We start from the raw sequence: 15,695 nt of genomic DNA on the forward strand, positions 1-15,695 counted from the left end.
ATGATTATTACATGATAATCGGCAGTACTACGATAAAGGTCCGGAAAGGCAAAGCCTACCGGACCTCTTCCATCATTACATCCTGCTTTCGATCTCCCGCCAGGCATCTTCCATGCCGATGCCTTTCTCTGAGGAGAAGACGATGAGCGGATCGTCTATGCGCATGCCGAGCGATTCCTTGATCACTTTAGCATGCTTTGCCCATTTCCCTTTCGGAATCTTATCCGCCTTTGTCGCAATGATGATGGCAGGCAGATTGTAATGGACGATGAAATCGTACATGAGCCGGTCATCTTCAGTCGGAGGATGGCGCAAGTCGATGATCTGGATGACGGCACGCAGCTGTTCCCGGCCCGTCAAGTACCGTTCGATCATTTTGCCCCATGCTTCGCGTTCTGACTTTGACACTTTCGCATAGCCATATCCCGGAACATCCACGAAAAATAATTGTTCTTCGATCTTATAAAAATTGAGCGTCTGCGTCTTCCCTGGTTTTGAGGAGGTGCGCGCAAGGCTCTTGCGGCCAATCATCTTGTTGATGAAAGATGACTTGCCGACATTTGAACGGCCGGCTAGCGCGAATTCCGGAAAACCATCTTCCGGATATTGCTCCGGTTTTACAGCACTTATCACTATTTCCGCCTTATTGACTTTCATTTCTCTTTCGCCTCCAAAGCGATCTTCAGCACTTCCTCCGCATCTGACACGAGGTGGAACGTAAGCTCTTCGCGTACGCTTTTCGGGATGTCCTCGATGTCCCGCTCATTTTCGGCAGGAAGAATGATCGTCGTGATGCCAGCGCGGTGCGCGCCGAGCGTCTTCTCTTTTACGCCGCCAATCGGAAGAACCCGTCCGCGAAGTGTAATTTCACCCGTCATGCCGACTTCACGGCGGATTCTCCGCCGTGTCAGTGCAGAAACAAGCGCTGTTGCGATCGCAATTCCGGCAGATGGACCGTCTTTCGGCACGGCACCTTCCGGAACATGTATATGAATATCTTTCGTTTCATGGAAATCTTCGTCGATGCCAAAATCGTCTGCTTTTGAACGCACATAGGACATGGCGGTCTGTGCGGACTCCTTCATGACATCGCCTAACTTGCCTGTCAAAATGAGCTTACCCTTTCCCGGTGACAAGGAAACTTCAATCTGCAGCGTATCCCCTCCGACGACGGTATAAGCAAGGCCGGTAGCTACGCCGATCTGATTCTCCTCTTCCGCCTGGCCGTGCTTGAACTTCCGCTTGCCCAGGAGCGTCTCAATCATCTTCGGATTCACCGTGATGCTCTTCCGCTCGCCGGAGACGATCATCCGCGCAGCTTTGCGGCAGATCCTCGCAATTTCCCGTTCCAGATTCCGTACACCCGCCTCCCGGGTATAATAACGGACGACGTCGATGATCGCTTCATCGGTCACTTTCACTTGGGATTTCGTCAATCCATGCTCTTTCAGCTGCTTTGGAATCAAGTGATTTTTTGCAATCACCTGTTTCTCATGCTCTGTATATCCGGCGATCGAGATGATCTCCATCCGGTCGCGCAATGGTCCCGGGATGGAACTCAGATCATTCGACGTTGCAATGAACAGTACATTCGAGAGGTCATATGGCTCCTCGATATAATGATCGCTGAACGTGCTGTTCTGCTCAGGATCAAGCACTTCGAGCATCGCGGAAGACGGATCGCCCCGAAAATCATTCGACATCTTGTCAATCTCGTCGAGCAGGAAGACTGGATTGATCGTGCCCGCCTTCTTCATGCCTTGGATGATCCGGCCTGGCATCGCACCGACATATGTCCGGCGGTGACCGCGGATTTCGGACTCATCCCGCACTCCGCCTAACGAGATGCGTACAAACTTACGCCCGAGTGATTCAGCGATTGAGCGGGCGAGGGACGTTTTCCCGACTCCTGGCGGTCCGTCCAGGCAGAGGATCGGTCCTCTGAGCGATTTCGTCACTTGGCGGACTGCCAAATATTCCAGAATCCGTTCCTTCACTTTTTCAAGGCCTTCATGGTCACGGTCGAGTATTTCCTCCGACCGTTTGATATCCAGCTGATCTTTTGATGCGATAGACCAAGGAAGCGTCACGAGCCATTCGATATAGTTACGGATAATGCCGCTTTCTGCAGAGGCGGACGGGATCTTTTCATAGCGGTCCAGTTCGCGGAGCGCTGCTTCCTGGGCACTTTCAGGCATGGAGGCGCCTTCGATCCGTTCCTTCAGTTCAGCTACCTCAAGCCCTTTGCCATCTTTGTCTCCGAGCTCTGTTTGGATCGCCTTCATCTGCTCACGCAAATAAAATTCCTTCTGGGTGCGCTCCATCGCTTCCCGTACACGCTCAGCAATCTTCTGTTCGAGATTCATCACTTCCTGCTCGTTGTGGAGTTTACTGATCATCCACTCGAGCCGTTCCTTCACATCGAGCATCTCCAAGATTTCCTGCTTCGTCGTCACATTGATCGGCATATGGGATGCGACCGTATCAGCAAGCCTTCCTGGTTCTTCAATCTGTTCGAATGAAACTAGCGACTCCTTCGAGACACGGCGTGACACTTTTGCAAACTTTTTAAAATAAGACATAAGGGTGCGCATCAGCGCTTCGCTCTCTGCGTCACGCGTCTCGTCATCCGGCAATCCTTGAACGTCGACCACCGGATATAAATCCGCTTCGCGATAATCCGACCACCTCGCACGTTCCAAGCCTTCGATGAGAACGCGGTGTGTGCCGTTCGGCAGCTGGGTCAGCGATTTGACTGTCGCAAGCGTTCCGATCCCATACAGATCATCCGCCTCCGGATTTTCTAGCGCGATATCACGCTGCGCGACGAGAAGGATGAGATGGTCATTTGCAATCGAATGCTCGATTGCGAAAACGGAGCGCTCTCTCCCGATGTCAATATGTAAAATCATCCCCGGATAGACGAGCATTCCGCGCAGGGGCAATACAGGTATATTTTCCTTTGATGGCATACGGAAGTCACCTCCATAGTTATGTATATCCAACTTTCCTCATTCATATAAGGTGGAAAAAGCCGACAACCGACGAGCGAATGATTCGCATCTTCGGAGTCAGCCTCTCCTCCCTGAACTTATGCGGTTTTTTCTTGATCCAGTTCTAGCTGGGAGCCGTCTTCGCGGAATAAAAGCGGATTCCCTTTGCCAAGAACTGCGTCTTTTGTGATGACACATTCCGTCACTTCATCAAGCGATGGAAGTTCATACATGATATCGAGCATGATGTTTTCGATGATGGAACGGAGTCCACGTGCTCCCGTCTTCCGCTCGATCGCTTCTTTTGCGATCTCAATCAGCGCATCATCTTCAAACTTCAACTCAACGCCATCCATCTCAACCATCTTCTGGTATTGCTTGACGATCGCGTTTTTAGGAACAGTGAGGATTTGATACAGCGTATCCTCATTGAGCTGCTCGAGTGTCGCGATGACAGGCAGACGTCCGATGAATTCCGGAATGAGGCCGAACTTTTGAAGATCTTCAGGGATAAGCTGCGCAAGCACAGACCCTTCTTTTTTCGCCTCTTTCTCCTCATCGGTGCCGAAACCAATCACTTTTCGTCCAGTCCGGCGCTTAATGATATCTTCGATGCCGTCGAATGCTCCGCCGACGATGAACAGGATATTCGTCGTATCGATTTGAAGGAATTCCTGATGAGGATGTTTGCGTCCTCCTTGCGGCGGAACACTTGCAACCGTCCCTTCCAGGATCTTCAGCAATGCTTGCTGGACGCCTTCACCAGACACGTCACGCGTAATCGATGCGTTTTCCGCTTTACGGGCCACTTTATCGATTTCATCGATATAGATGATCCCTTTTTCAGCACGTTCGATATCGAAATCGGCAGCCTGGATCAGTTTGAGAAGGATGTTCTCGACATCTTCCCCTACATAACCGGCTTCCGTAAGTGATGTCGCATCCGCAATCGCGAACGGGACGTTCAAAATGCGCGCAAGCGTCTGAGCGAGCAACGTCTTACCACTGCCTGTCGGTCCGATGAGCACGATGTTCGATTTGGCGATTTCCACTTCGTCGATCTTGCTGTTCGTATTGACACGCTTGTAGTGGTTATAGACAGCGACCGCAAGCGATTTTTTCGCACGGTCCTGGCCGATGATATATTCATCGAGGATATTTTGGATCTCACGCGGTTTCGGAACGTCTTTCAGTTCGAAATCTTCGTCAAGACCGACTTCTTCTTCCACGATTTCAGCACATAATTCGACACATTCATCACAAATATATACACCTTGACCAGCGACTAATTTACGTACCTGGTCTTGTGTCTTCCCGCAGAAAGAACAACTTAAGTTATCTTTTTCATCATTAAATTTGAACATCAAGCTCACCCCTATCAAGTGACAATCTTACAAGATTCCCCCGATTTAATCAACTAATTTGGATTGTTTTCTGTCTGTATGAAAAACAAGGTACGGTCTTCCGTACCTTGTCTTATTTGCATGTATGATACCTGCCGGCAAGCCAACATACAGATCCTAACGTAAGTATGCTGCTTACACACATGATTATTCAGTGACTTTTGCGTTCTCTACAAGGAACTCAACCGTCTTGTTGAAGCGAAGATCGTTTTCAAGGACGTCTGTTCCGCCGAGTGTTTGTTTGATCTGGTCGATTTCCATGCCGAACTGGTCGGACATCTTTTGAAGTTCTTCGTTGATTTCCTCTTCGGATACTTGGATATCCTCAGCTTTAGCAATCGCTTCAAGCGTCAAGGAAACACGGACACGGCTTAGTGCGTCGTCTTTCATTTGAGTGCGGAGCGCAGCTTCATCCTGGCCGGAGAACTGGTAGTATAGGTCAAGGTTCATGCCTTGCATCTGAAGGCGTCGTCCGAAATCTTCCATCATGCGGTCGATTTCACTTTCGATCATAACATCCGGAATTTCGATTTCTGCGTTGCGAGCAGCTGCTTCGACGAGGTCGTCGCGAAGGGCTGTTTCAGCAGCGGATTTCTTTTCTTCCGTTGTCTGTTCTTTCATTTTCGTGCGAAGCTCGTCAAGTGACTTCACTTCTTCGTCGATTTCACTTGCAAGTTCGTCATCAAGTTCAGGAATTTCCTTTGTCTTGATTTCGTTGACTTTCACTTTGAACACTGCAGGCTTACCAGCAAGTTCAGCTGCGTGGTATTCTTCAGGGAACGTCAACTCGATGTCTTTCTCTTCGCCTTGTTTAAGGCCGACCATCTGCTCTTCGAAGCCTGGGATGAACGATCCGGATCCGATTTCAAGATCGTATCCTTCCGCTTTTCCGCCTTCAAACGCTTCGCCTTCAGAGAATCCTTCGAAATCAAGGTTGACAGTGTCGCCGTTTTCGATGGCACCGTCTTCTTTGATCACCATTTCAGCAAATGCTTTTTGGCGGTCCTTTAGCTGCTCTTCGATCTCTTCGTCAGTGACTTCAGCGTCCTGACGCTTGACTTCAAGTCCTTTGTACTCGCCAAGCTTCACTTCAGGCTTGAGCTGGATATGCGCCTTGAAGATGACCGGCTTGCCTTGTTCCACTTGCTCTACATCGATGTCCGGCTGAGCGATCGGCTCTACGTCCGCTTCGTCAAGCGCGTTTACATATGCTTCCGGCAATACGATGTCGAGTGCGTCATTGTAGAGCGCCTCTACGCCATACATGCGTTCGAACATTTTACGCGGCATCTTCCCTTTACGGAAACCAGGTGCCTGAACTTGTTTTACTACCTTTTTGAATGCTTGATCAAGTGCCGCGTCGAATTTTTCAGCAGCGATTTCAACTGTGAGGGTACCTTTGTTCCCCTCTTCTTTTTCCCATTTAACAGACATTGAAAAATACCTCCGAATCATTATGGACATTGCATATTTCGCACGTATATACGTCATTTACAACCATTACAGTATATCATAGTCTTCTTATCTTTCAACATTTTTAGTGCTCTTCCGCCGAGGTTCAGCCTTCCAGTTCCATATCGACTTCCCGGATGAATTGATGCAGGTCCGTCTCAGGCATCTTACATCCTGTCATCAGATGATCTATGTATTGTTCATAGGCCGTGGAGATTTCCAGAAGGCTATATCCGTTCCATGAAAACGGATAGGCGACGATGCCGAATTTACGAAGGATGGCTCTGGCCATTTCTAATTTCGACGGGTCTTTCTCAAACGTATCTTCAAGAAGACGGTCGACAGCAAGGATCGTCTCATCCTCTCCCGGCATGGCAAGCTGCGACGGAATAACCGTAATGATTCTGCCGAACTTGTGGATCTCGACCTGTTCATCATAGCCAGACTGTTTCAACAGCAATAAAGCGAAAGTCATCACAACCGGTGAAAAGCTCTCTCCCGTAACGATTTTCAGCAAGACAGGGATCATTTCCTCCAGTTCGCTATTTTCAAGTGACGCCAGCATCGCCTGCTGCATTTCCGTGCCGATTGATAGGAATTCTTCGAACGAGAACTTCTCCTCCGAGGGCTCCGGTTCCCGCTCGTCATAGCGCAACGAAAGGCGGTCGTTCAATTCCAGAAGATAGTTGAACTTTTTCACCATATGCTCCGGAACAATCCCTTCCTCTAGAAGGGTATCGATCGTCTCACGCACCTCTTCATAATGCTGCAGCTGGATGCTCACAGCAAGATACAGCTCCATCGCCGACAAATAGTCCGCAGTCCCGCTATGGAGCAAACGGGCGGATATCTCCTTCGCGCGGATGAAATCCCGCTGTTCATATAAAGCAATCGCGTAAGGACCAAGGAAGTCCTGGCTGTCCGGATTCAACATAATCGCCTGGTCGAAAAGATCGACCGCCTCGTCAAACCGTTCCTCGTCAACCGCAGCAAGACCTGCCTCCACAAGCCGGTCATAGGTTCCCGGGAATACGACGAGATTCCCTTTTTTCAGAAGCCTTCCATATTTTCGCCTCAAACGATCACCCACTTTCCTTACCTTACACTATACCATATAGCATTTTCCAACCGGAAATGAATTATGCCTGCACATTTAGTGACAAGATACTTCCCACCATCTTCCACTTCAAAGGGCAATAATTGCATGTTACAATCATATTACAAAAATCATTTAGCTTACTAATATTCAATGGGGTTGGTATGTATGGTCCAGTTAAAACTAGTCGTAGACAATAGCAAGAAGAATCACAAGCCAAATATTCGTTATAAGTCATTAGTCTTTTCAAAGGAGCGTCCGCTTCTTATAGATGCAGAATTAATGGAACGCGCCTCGGCATACATAACTTCACCTTACCAATATGACCAATTTATCAACGCGGCAATCGAGTGCTTCGTCGATATTTTGGAGTTTGATGAGGAACAGGGAAACTTACATAATAAATAGAGGGAACTACTGGCGATAATCGGGGGCTCACTGATGATCGCCATAAAATTTATCTATCTATATAATAAGAAAAACCCCTACTATTTTAGTAAGGGGTTTTATTTGCATATATACGTCCCAGGCAGGATTCGAACCTGCGACCGCACGCTTAGAAGGCGTGTGCTCTATCCAGCTGAGCTACTGAGACATGTACTTGGCTGCTAGAGAGCTCCAAGGACAAATTTAATTATAGGTGTGCCAACTTGAAAAGTCAACGGCTTTTTTTCAAAAGTTCTTGATATGGAAGCTGTCGACCAATTCATGTTCAGGTGTGTAAAATGAGACGGTTGCGTCCTGTCCCCATTCGATGACCGCATATGTCGGGCGATTACCGCCCCTGGGAAGGATTGTGCTGCCTGGATTCAGGAAGAGGATCCCGTCTTTCATCTCTGCACCATAGAGATGCGAGTGGCCGAACAGGATGATGTCTGCCTGTTCCTCAAGCGCTGCGTACTGAAGAGGCAGCAGTGTCCGTTTGCAGTCATGCTCATGACCATGTACTGCAAGGATGCGCTTGTTCCCGACTTCTTTGACAGCTTTCTTCGGAAAGCGTACATCCCTATCACAATTTCCTCCAACCCGGATCACGTTTTGAAGAAGCGGATCATCCGCCTGGAGCTCGCTATCGCCAAGATGGAATACAGCGTCCGCAGAGATGGCGGAAACGGCTTGAACCGTTTCCGTGTCTCCATGGGAATCACTGATGACGACAATTTTCATGACTCTTTTGAGACCCATTCAGGCAGGCTCTTTTCAAGTTCACGTATGGCCATGCCACGATGCGAAATGGCCCCTTTTTCATCAGGCGTCAATTCCGCCATCGCCTTCCCTTCCGCCGGCACGTAAAATACAGGGTCATAGCCGAAGCCGTTTGTCCCTTTCCTATCCGTCAGGATCCTGCCCTCACAGCTGCCTGAGAATGTCTTTGTCGCAAGGCCCGGTCCTGCGACGGCGAGCACGCATCTAAAGCGTGCTGTACGATCTTCTTCAGGGACACCGGAGAGCGCGTTCAGCAGTTTATCGATATTCGCGTCATCATTCTTCGCAAGGCCTGCGTAGCGTGCGGAATAGACGCCTGGCGCACCGCCCAGCTTATCGACTTCCAGCCCGCTGTCGTCTGCAATGACCGTCTTGCCTAAAATAGCTGCAACCGTCTCGGCTTTCAGGATTGCGTTTTCCTCGAAAGTCGTTCCTGTCTCTTCGACATCGATGTCCTGCTCCAGATCGGCAAGTGTCAGCACTTGTATGCCAAGGGGGTTCAGAAGGGCTTCGAAATCCTTCGCTTTGCCTTTGTTATTGGTTGCGATTACAATCTCTTTCATTACGCTTCCTCCCCTTTTCGGCCAATCAAGTCTGCCATGTCGCCAAGCGCTTCCTGTTGAAGATCGACCAATTGACGAATGCCCGTTTCAGCAAGATTGAGCATGGCGTTCATCTCGTCCCGCGTGAACGTGGCTTCTTCGCCAGTCCCCTGCATTTCAACGAATTCTCCGGATCCGGTCATGACGATATTCATGTCAACCGCGGCGGAAGAATCTTCGATATAATCAAGATCCAAAATCAGGCTGCCTTCTTCGGATTTCCCGACACTTGTTGCAGCCAGGTAATCACTGATTGGAAATACCGCCAGCCCTTTTTGCATTGCGTATCTCGCGACCGCCATTGTCATTGCGACATATGCACCCGTAATGGAAGCGGTTCGCGTGCCTCCGTCCGCCTGGATGACATCGCAGTCGATCCAGATCGTCCGCTCGCCAAGCGCCGGCAGATCGATGACAGCACGCATTGCACGGCCAATCAGGCGCTGGATTTCCATTGTGCGTCCTCCCACTTTCCCTCTGGACGACTCACGCTGTGTCCGCTGGCCTGTCGCCCGCGGCAGCATAGAGTACTCCGCTGTCACCCAGCCTGTTCCGCTCCCTCTGAGAAAGGGCGGAACACGTTCCTCGATGGATGCCGTGCAGATCACTTTCGTATTGCCTACCGTAATCAGTACGGAACCTTCCGGATGGATCAGGTAATCCGTCTCGATTGTAATTGGCCTAAGCATCTCTTCCGTTCTTCCGTCATGTCTCATGGCGGTCACCTCCGTCGTTATGTACAGCATTCATCTTATCACAATCCTTTTCGTCAATCCAAAACACCGGACCCCCTATAAAGGGTGTCCGGTCATCCGCAATTTTATAGGCCTGACATCGGGCATTTCGGAAGATAGCCAATCTGTGACGACAGAACGGAATTCCTCCACATTGCCTGTTGTATAGAATACATGGCCAGAAGCCTTGCTTAACATGCTGTTTAAACCGCCAGCCGCGAGTTGCCGCTCTACGTCCAATACAGTTTCGACGGCAGAAGATACGATAGTTGTCCCTTGCGGCAAATTCGCTCTGATATGATCTTCCAAAAGAGGATAATGGGTGCATCCCAAAATAACCGTATCAAAGCTTTCGGACGCAAAAGGCCGCAAAGTCCGGCCTATGATTTCGGATGCTGCCGCCGACTTATATTTGCCGCTTTCAACAATCGGCACAAAATCAGGACAAGCAAGCTGAATGACGGAAGCGCGAGGTGACAGTGCCAGTACGGCATCCACATATGCGTTGCTCTTCACGGTACCGACAGTTCCTAAAACGGCGATCTCGCTTGTTTTCGACTCATTTACCGCTGCTCTCGCACCAGGCTCGATCACACCGACGACGGGGAATGAAAAAGATGCCCGCAACGAGTCGAGCGCAGCCGCAGTGGCGGTATTGCATGCGACGACAAGCATCTTAATCCCCATGTCCGCAAGTGTTTCCGCCATTTCATGTGTAAACTGGATGACTTCCGCTGCAGGCCTCGGACCATAAGGACAGCGGGCGTCATCGCCTATATATACGATCGGTTCGCCGGGCAGGCGGCTGAGCATTTCTTTTACGACAGTCAGACCGCCGACACCCGAATCGATCACTCCGATTGGTGCTTCCACGCGAACCCCTCAATCCTTCAGCATTTCTTCATGCAGTTTTGTCAATAATCTTGAAAACTCGTTCAGTTCTTCCGGCGAGAAATCGACAAGCACAGAATTTAAATAATCCTGCCGCTTATTGATGACTTCCTCAATGACCCGTTCACCTTCGCTCAGCAAGTGGATGCGGACTACCCTGCGATCCTGCTCATCGCGGAACCGTTTCACAAGATGATTGTTTTCCATCCGATCGACAAGATCCGTTGTCGTACTGAATGCCAAATACATTTTCGTCGACAATTCACCGATTGTCATATCGCCATGCTCAAACAGCCATTGCAGCGCGACGAATTGTGGTGGTGTGATCGTATAATTGCTAAGTAATTTGCGCCCCTGGTGCTTGATGATGGCTGAGATGTATCGCAGCTCTTTTTCCATACGGGCGACATCATCCGTTACATTCGGACGTAGATGTTCGTGACCTGTCACGTTTACCAGCTCCCACAAAACAATACTGTGTTCCTATTGTCGCCTTTTTTTACGGCAAGCGCAACATTTTTCGTAATCTTGGTCAATCGGCCTGCCTAAACATGCTTGCATTAGTTCAATTTCAGTTCCCCTAACCGCAACAATTCGACAATCGCTTGAGCCCTGCCGGAAACACCGAGTTTCTGAATCGTATTCGATATGTGGTTCCGTACTGTCTTTTCGCTGATGCCGAGCCGTCCTGCGATCTCTTTCGTCGTATGATCTTCCACCAGAAGGTCGAAGATTTCTCGTTCCCTTGCTGTCAGCAAAGAACGGTTGTTCATTTCTCCTGTCAAGACGCGCCCCTCCTATCCACGTTCACTTTACAATATGTGAAGAGGATAAGAGCTGTGCCGGCTAGATGGAGACTTTCTTCATGAAATGTGATTTCTGTTCATCAGTCCATTTGGCAGGTTTTCCCGTTTCCCTGCTCACTTGGACAATTGTCCCTCTTCCGGTGAACACGATCTCACCTTTGGCATTTTTCGACATGTAATGGATATCAACAGAACTCGTACCGATTGAAGCCGCTTTCACGTAGACTGATAACGTTTCATCGAAGAACACTTGCTTCCTGTAATCACATACAAGATCAGCGACGACTGGAATTGTTGTGCCCTTCGGATCAAGCCAGTCTTCCATCTCCCCGATTGTCTTTAAATATTCGATGCGTGCATACTCAAAATACGCGAACGTCACTGTGTTATTCAAATGCCCATACATATCCGTTTCGGAAAAACGGACAGTGACCGGCACATAAAAATCAAATTCCGCCTCCCATTTTTGCGGATCTTCCCCAATATAGCTTGTCTTCATATGATTTCTCCCCCTCACTAATAATGAATGAACATTCATTCTCTTAGTATAGCAGATGATTGTCAGAAACGACAGAAGAGTTTCCCGGTGTAACTAAAAACCCCCTCCACTGCATGTGGAGAGGGCTCTGTAGACTAATTAGTCCACCATATGGTCGCTTCCGAAGAAGTTTTTGAACATCTGGATGTTTGTCGCACGGTTCATCGCTGCAATGGACGTTGTAAGCGGAATACCTTTTGGACAAGCGACAACGCAGTTTTGCGAGTTGCCGCATTCGCCGATTCCGCCGTCCGCCATGATTGTCGCGAGACGCTCGTCTTTGTTCATCGCACCTGTCGGGTGGGAGTTGAACAGACGGACTTGTGACAACAATGCAGGTCCGATGAAGTTCGTTTTGTCATTGACGTTCGGGCATGCCTCAAGACATACGCCGCAAGTCATGCATTTCGACAATTCATATGCCCACTGGCGTTTGCGCTCAGGCATACGCGGTCCGTCGCCCAGGTCATACGTGCCATCGATCGGAACCCAAGCCTTGATCCGTTTCAACGAATCAAACATGAATTCACGGTCGACTACAAGGTCACGCACAACTGGGAATGTACGCATCGGTTCGAGCTTGATCGGCTGCGTCAATTGGTCGATCAGCGCCGTACAAGACTGGCGCGGACGTCCGTTGATGACCATTGAACACGCTCCGCACACCTCTTCGAGGCAGTTCATGTCCCAGTTGACAGGCGTCGTTTTCTTGCCTTCCGCATTCACCGGATTCCGGCGAATTTCCATCAAAGCGGAAATGACGTTCATGTTCGCCTTATAGGGAACCTCGAATTTTTCCCAGTATGGCTGGGAATCCGGGGTATCTTGACGTTGTATTTCAAAGCGTACAGTCTTTTTGCTGACTGCCGCTTCTTTGACAGCTGTTTGCTCACTCATTTACCGTCAATCCTCCTTCTTCTTGGAATAGTTGCGCTCCCGCGGAGGAATCAACGAAACATCCACGTCTTCATAAGAAAGGATCGGCGCAGACTTCCCGTCGAATTCCGCGATTGTCGTCTTCAGGAAGTTCTCATCGTCACGGTTCGGAAAATCAGGCTTGTAATGAGCGCCTCGGCTCTCGTTCCGGTTCAATGCTCCCAGAGTGATGACACGTGCCAAGTATAACATGTTTTTCAGCTGACGCGTGAATGTCGCGCCTTGGTTTGACCATTGCTGTGTATCCGTGATATTGATGTTTTCATAACGTTCAAGAAGCTCTTGGATTTTCTCATCCGTCTTCTGAAGCTTGTCATTGAAACGGACCACCGTAACGTTCTCTGTCATGATTTCGCCAAGCTCGCGGTGCAAGACATACGCGTTCTCAGTTCCATCCATCTTGAGTGTCGCTTCCCATTTCTGCTGCTCGTCCTTAATAGCCGTTTCAAATAGGGATGAAGGAAGATCATCCGCAGAGCGTTTAACGCCCCTCATATATTTGACAGCTTCAGGGCCAGCTACCATACCGCCGTAAATGGCGGAAAGGAGGGAGTTCGCTCCAAGACGGTTCGCTCCGTGCTGTGAATAGTCACACTCGCCTGCAGCGAACAATCCAGGAATGCTTGTGTGCTGTTCATAATCGACCCATAGTCCGCCCATTGAATAGTGGACTGCCGGGAAGATCTTCATCGGCACTTTATGCGGGTCTTCGCCCGTGAATTTCTCATAGATTTCAATGATGCCGCCCAGCTTGACATCAAGCTCGTGCGGATCTTTATGGGAAAGGTCCAGGTATACCATGTTCTCGCCGTTGATGCCGAGCTTCTGGTTTACGCAGACATCAAAAATTTCACGTGTCGCGATGTCACGTGGCACAAGATTTCCGTAATCGGGATATTTTTCTTCAAGGAAGTACCAAGGTTTCCCGTCTTTATATGTCCAGATACGTCCGCCTTCACCACGCGCAGACTCACTCATGAGACGGAGTTTATCGTCTCCAGGGATTGCTGTCGGGTGGATCTGGATAAATTCACCGTTCGCATATTTTGCGCCCTGCTGATAAACAATCGATGCTGCCGATCCTGTATTGATGACAGAGTTCGTCGATTTACCGAAGATGATCCCAGGTCCGCCAGTCGCCATGATGACCGCGTCGCCAGGGAACGCTTTGATTTCCATCGTTTTCAGGTTCTGCGCTTTGATGCCTCGGCAAATGCCTTCGTCATCCATGATGATACCGAGGAATTCCCAGTGTTCATACTTTTGGACTAGCCCATCCACTTCGTGGCGGCGCACTTGCTCATCCAGCGCATACAGAAGCTGCTGCCCTGTTGTCGCACCGGCGAAAGCCGTACGGTGGTGGAGTGTTCCCCCGAAACGACGGAAATCCAGAAGACCTTCCGGCGTACGGTTGAACATGACACCCATGCGGTCCATCAAACGGATAATGCCAGGAGCCGCTTCCGCCATCGCTTTTACCGGCGGCTGGTTCGCAAGGAAGTCCCCTCCGTATACTGTATCGTCAAAGTGGATATCCGGCGAGTCGCCTTCCCCTTTTGTATTTACTGCTCCGTTAATGCCGCCTTGCGCGCATACGGAGTGGGAGCGTTTAACCGGAACAAGCGAGAATAAGTCGACTGCGACTCCTTCTTCTGCCGCTTTTATGGTCGCCATCAAGCCGGCAAGACCGCCACCAACGACAATCAATCTGCCTTTAGCCATTATTTTTTCACTCCTCAAATTTTACATATTCACTATATTTCCTTCTGTCCTCAGACCACGAATGCAAGCAATGCTTGAACTCCGATGACCGAAAGCACAAGGAACGCGATGATTGTTACGTAAGAAACAACTGTCTGCGAACGAGGAGATTGTGTAAGTCCCCAAGAAACGCAGAATGACCATAGTCCGTTCGCCAGGTGGAACGTCGCGGAGAGGATTCCGGCGATATAGAACGCAACCATGAACGGGTTCGATAGGATGTTCGCCATCATGTCGAAGTCCACTTCGGTGCCAAGCGCTTTCTGGATCCGCGTCTCATACACATGCCATGCGATGAAGATGACCAGGAACACGCCAGTGATACGTTGAAGAAGGAACATCCAGTTACGGAATGTCCCATAGCGCTGTACATTTGGTTTGGCAGTGAATGCTATGTAGATGCCGTAGAACGCATGGAACATCAAAGGGATATAAATGATAAACCATTCCAAGAAGGTGACGAACGGCAAGTTCCCCATAAAGTTGGATGCTTTGTTGAATGCTTCTTCACCGTGCGTTGCAAAATGGTTGACGATCAAGTGCTGGGTCACGAAAATCCCGACTGGAATGACTCCGAGCAATGAATGCAGTCTGCGCACGTAAAAATCTGATTCTCTCGACAAGTCTTTTACCCTCCCTTATTTTTTGGGTCGGCCGAAAGTTGTCCGGCATTGCCGGATAGCCTTTAACGGCTTGGCCCTTCATGGTACAATATAATAACATGTATCATTGTACTCCTCACATATGAGGAGGTCAAGGCGATGTGGACTTTTTAGCCCCTGCCAAAGACCTTGCTCACTTACAACGAGATTTCAGCGAAAGGATTGCATGCTAGTGGACACGAACCTTACATACGAAACACCGACACGCCTCGGCTACGATCTTTTGCGTGACCACGTCCTTCCCTCCATCCTCGGCAAGCACGAAGATGACATCTTGTACTGGGCAGGCAAGGACATCGCCCGCAAGTTTCCGATCTTCAGCAGCGATGAGCTGCCAGGCTTCTTTTCAGAAGCTGGCTGGGGGCCTCTTCTGATGAATGTAAATAGTAAGCCGCAAAAAGATGGAACGGAGTTCATACTGGGCCCCATCGACAAAGTGCTTGTGGAAAACCGTTCCTATCAGCTCGAAGCCGGATTCATAGCTGAACAGTTCCAGAAATTGAATGGTTTCCTGACAGAATGCTATGGAGAAAAGGAGCCGGATCGCGAACAGATACGGTTCATCGTCAAATGGGATGCAAAGACAAAAGTATAATCAAACATATTCAGCGGGCC

Annotated in this window: 16 protein-coding genes and 1 tRNA gene; 1 reads left to right on the plus strand and 16 read right to left on the minus strand. The window is 49.5% G+C overall.

The annotated features are described in order from the left end of the window. Positions 1 to 75: 75 nt before the first annotated feature. The 16 genes from yihA to ACZ5FK_RS04060 all read right to left on the minus strand — a co-directional run bounded on the left by yihA (position 76) and on the right by ACZ5FK_RS04060 (position 15,041). Positions 76 to 657, minus strand: a complete 582-nt coding sequence (gene yihA / locus ACZ5FK_RS03985; protein ID WP_464806619.1) for a ribosome biogenesis GTP-binding protein YihA/YsxC — start codon at positions 655 to 657, stop codon at positions 76 to 78. Next, positions 654 to 2,972, minus strand: coding sequence for an endopeptidase La (gene lon, locus ACZ5FK_RS03990; protein WP_464806620.1), 2,319 nt, complete (start codon positions 2,970 to 2,972; stop codon positions 654 to 656). The genes yihA and lon overlap by 4 nt, the downstream gene beginning before the upstream one ends. A 119-nt stretch (positions 2,973 to 3,091) precedes the next feature. Further along, the gene (gene clpX / locus ACZ5FK_RS03995) at positions 3,092 to 4,357 is read right to left on the minus strand and encodes an ATP-dependent protease ATP-binding subunit ClpX (protein ID WP_464806621.1); all 1,266 of its coding nucleotides are present in this window, start codon (positions 4,355 to 4,357) and stop codon (positions 3,092 to 3,094) included. A gap of 186 nt (positions 4,358 to 4,543) precedes the next feature. Then, complete coding sequence (gene tig, locus ACZ5FK_RS04000) at positions 4,544 to 5,830, minus strand: trigger factor (protein ID WP_464806622.1); 1,287 nt, start codon at positions 5,828 to 5,830, stop codon at positions 4,544 to 4,546. A 124-nt stretch (positions 5,831 to 5,954) separates the two neighbouring features. After that, the gene (locus ACZ5FK_RS04005; protein WP_464806623.1) at positions 5,955 to 6,926 is read right to left on the minus strand and encodes a tetratricopeptide repeat protein; all 972 of its coding nucleotides are present in this window, start codon (positions 6,924 to 6,926) and stop codon (positions 5,955 to 5,957) included. Between the two features lie 539 nt (positions 6,927 to 7,465). Beyond that, a tRNA-Arg gene (locus ACZ5FK_RS04010) sits at positions 7,466 to 7,539 on the minus strand. 77 nt (positions 7,540 to 7,616) lie between these two features. Continuing rightward, entirely contained in the window at positions 7,617 to 8,129 is a 513-nt protein-coding gene (locus ACZ5FK_RS04015; RefSeq protein ID WP_464806624.1) for a metallophosphoesterase, read from the minus strand. Beyond that, the gene (locus ACZ5FK_RS04020; protein WP_464806625.1) at positions 8,108 to 8,713 is read right to left on the minus strand and encodes an XTP/dITP diphosphatase; all 606 of its coding nucleotides are present in this window, start codon (positions 8,711 to 8,713) and stop codon (positions 8,108 to 8,110) included. Before ACZ5FK_RS04020 ends, ACZ5FK_RS04015 begins: the two co-directional genes overlap by 22 nt. Then, a complete protein-coding gene (gene rph, locus ACZ5FK_RS04025) occupies positions 8,713 to 9,468 on the minus strand; it encodes a ribonuclease PH (RefSeq protein ID WP_464806626.1) in 756 nt (251 codons plus the stop codon). The genes ACZ5FK_RS04020 and rph overlap by 1 nt, the downstream gene beginning before the upstream one ends. Before the next feature lie 75 nt (positions 9,469 to 9,543). Continuing rightward, on the minus strand, positions 9,544 to 10,359 hold the full coding sequence (gene racE / locus ACZ5FK_RS04030; RefSeq protein WP_464806627.1) for a glutamate racemase: 816 nt from the start codon (positions 10,357 to 10,359) through the stop codon (positions 9,544 to 9,546). A 9-nt stretch (positions 10,360 to 10,368) separates the two neighbouring features. After that, entirely contained in the window at positions 10,369 to 10,776 is a 408-nt protein-coding gene (locus ACZ5FK_RS04035; protein ID WP_464807356.1) for a MarR family winged helix-turn-helix transcriptional regulator, read from the minus strand. Between the two features lie 161 nt (positions 10,777 to 10,937). Then, positions 10,938 to 11,150, minus strand: a complete 213-nt coding sequence (locus ACZ5FK_RS04040; RefSeq protein WP_464807357.1) for a helix-turn-helix domain-containing protein — start codon at positions 11,148 to 11,150, stop codon at positions 10,938 to 10,940. Between the two features lie 73 nt (positions 11,151 to 11,223). Continuing rightward, on the minus strand, positions 11,224 to 11,682 hold the full coding sequence (locus tag ACZ5FK_RS04045) for an acyl-CoA thioesterase (protein WP_464806628.1): 459 nt from the start codon (positions 11,680 to 11,682) through the stop codon (positions 11,224 to 11,226). A gap of 138 nt (positions 11,683 to 11,820) precedes the next feature. Beyond that, a complete protein-coding gene (gene sdhB, locus ACZ5FK_RS04050) occupies positions 11,821 to 12,618 on the minus strand; it encodes a succinate dehydrogenase iron-sulfur subunit (protein WP_464806629.1) in 798 nt (265 codons plus the stop codon). Positions 12,619 to 12,624: 6 nt separating this feature from the next. Next, positions 12,625 to 14,379, minus strand: coding sequence for a succinate dehydrogenase flavoprotein subunit (gene sdhA, locus ACZ5FK_RS04055; protein WP_464806630.1), 1,755 nt, complete (start codon positions 14,377 to 14,379; stop codon positions 12,625 to 12,627). A gap of 50 nt (positions 14,380 to 14,429) precedes the next feature. Next, on the minus strand, positions 14,430 to 15,041 hold the full coding sequence (locus ACZ5FK_RS04060; protein ID WP_464806631.1) for a succinate dehydrogenase cytochrome b558 subunit: 612 nt from the start codon (positions 15,039 to 15,041) through the stop codon (positions 14,430 to 14,432). A 211-nt stretch (positions 15,042 to 15,252) separates the two neighbouring features. On the opposite strand from ACZ5FK_RS04060, the gene ACZ5FK_RS04065 reads away from it, so the two are divergent. Further along, positions 15,253 to 15,675 carry a YslB family protein gene (locus ACZ5FK_RS04065; protein WP_464806632.1) on the plus strand — a complete coding sequence of 141 codons (423 nt, stop codon included), beginning with the start codon at positions 15,253 to 15,255 and terminating at the stop codon, positions 15,673 to 15,675. Positions 15,676 to 15,695 lie beyond the last annotated feature (20 nt).

Source organism: Sporosarcina sp. GTC18466 (assembly GCF_055389225.1).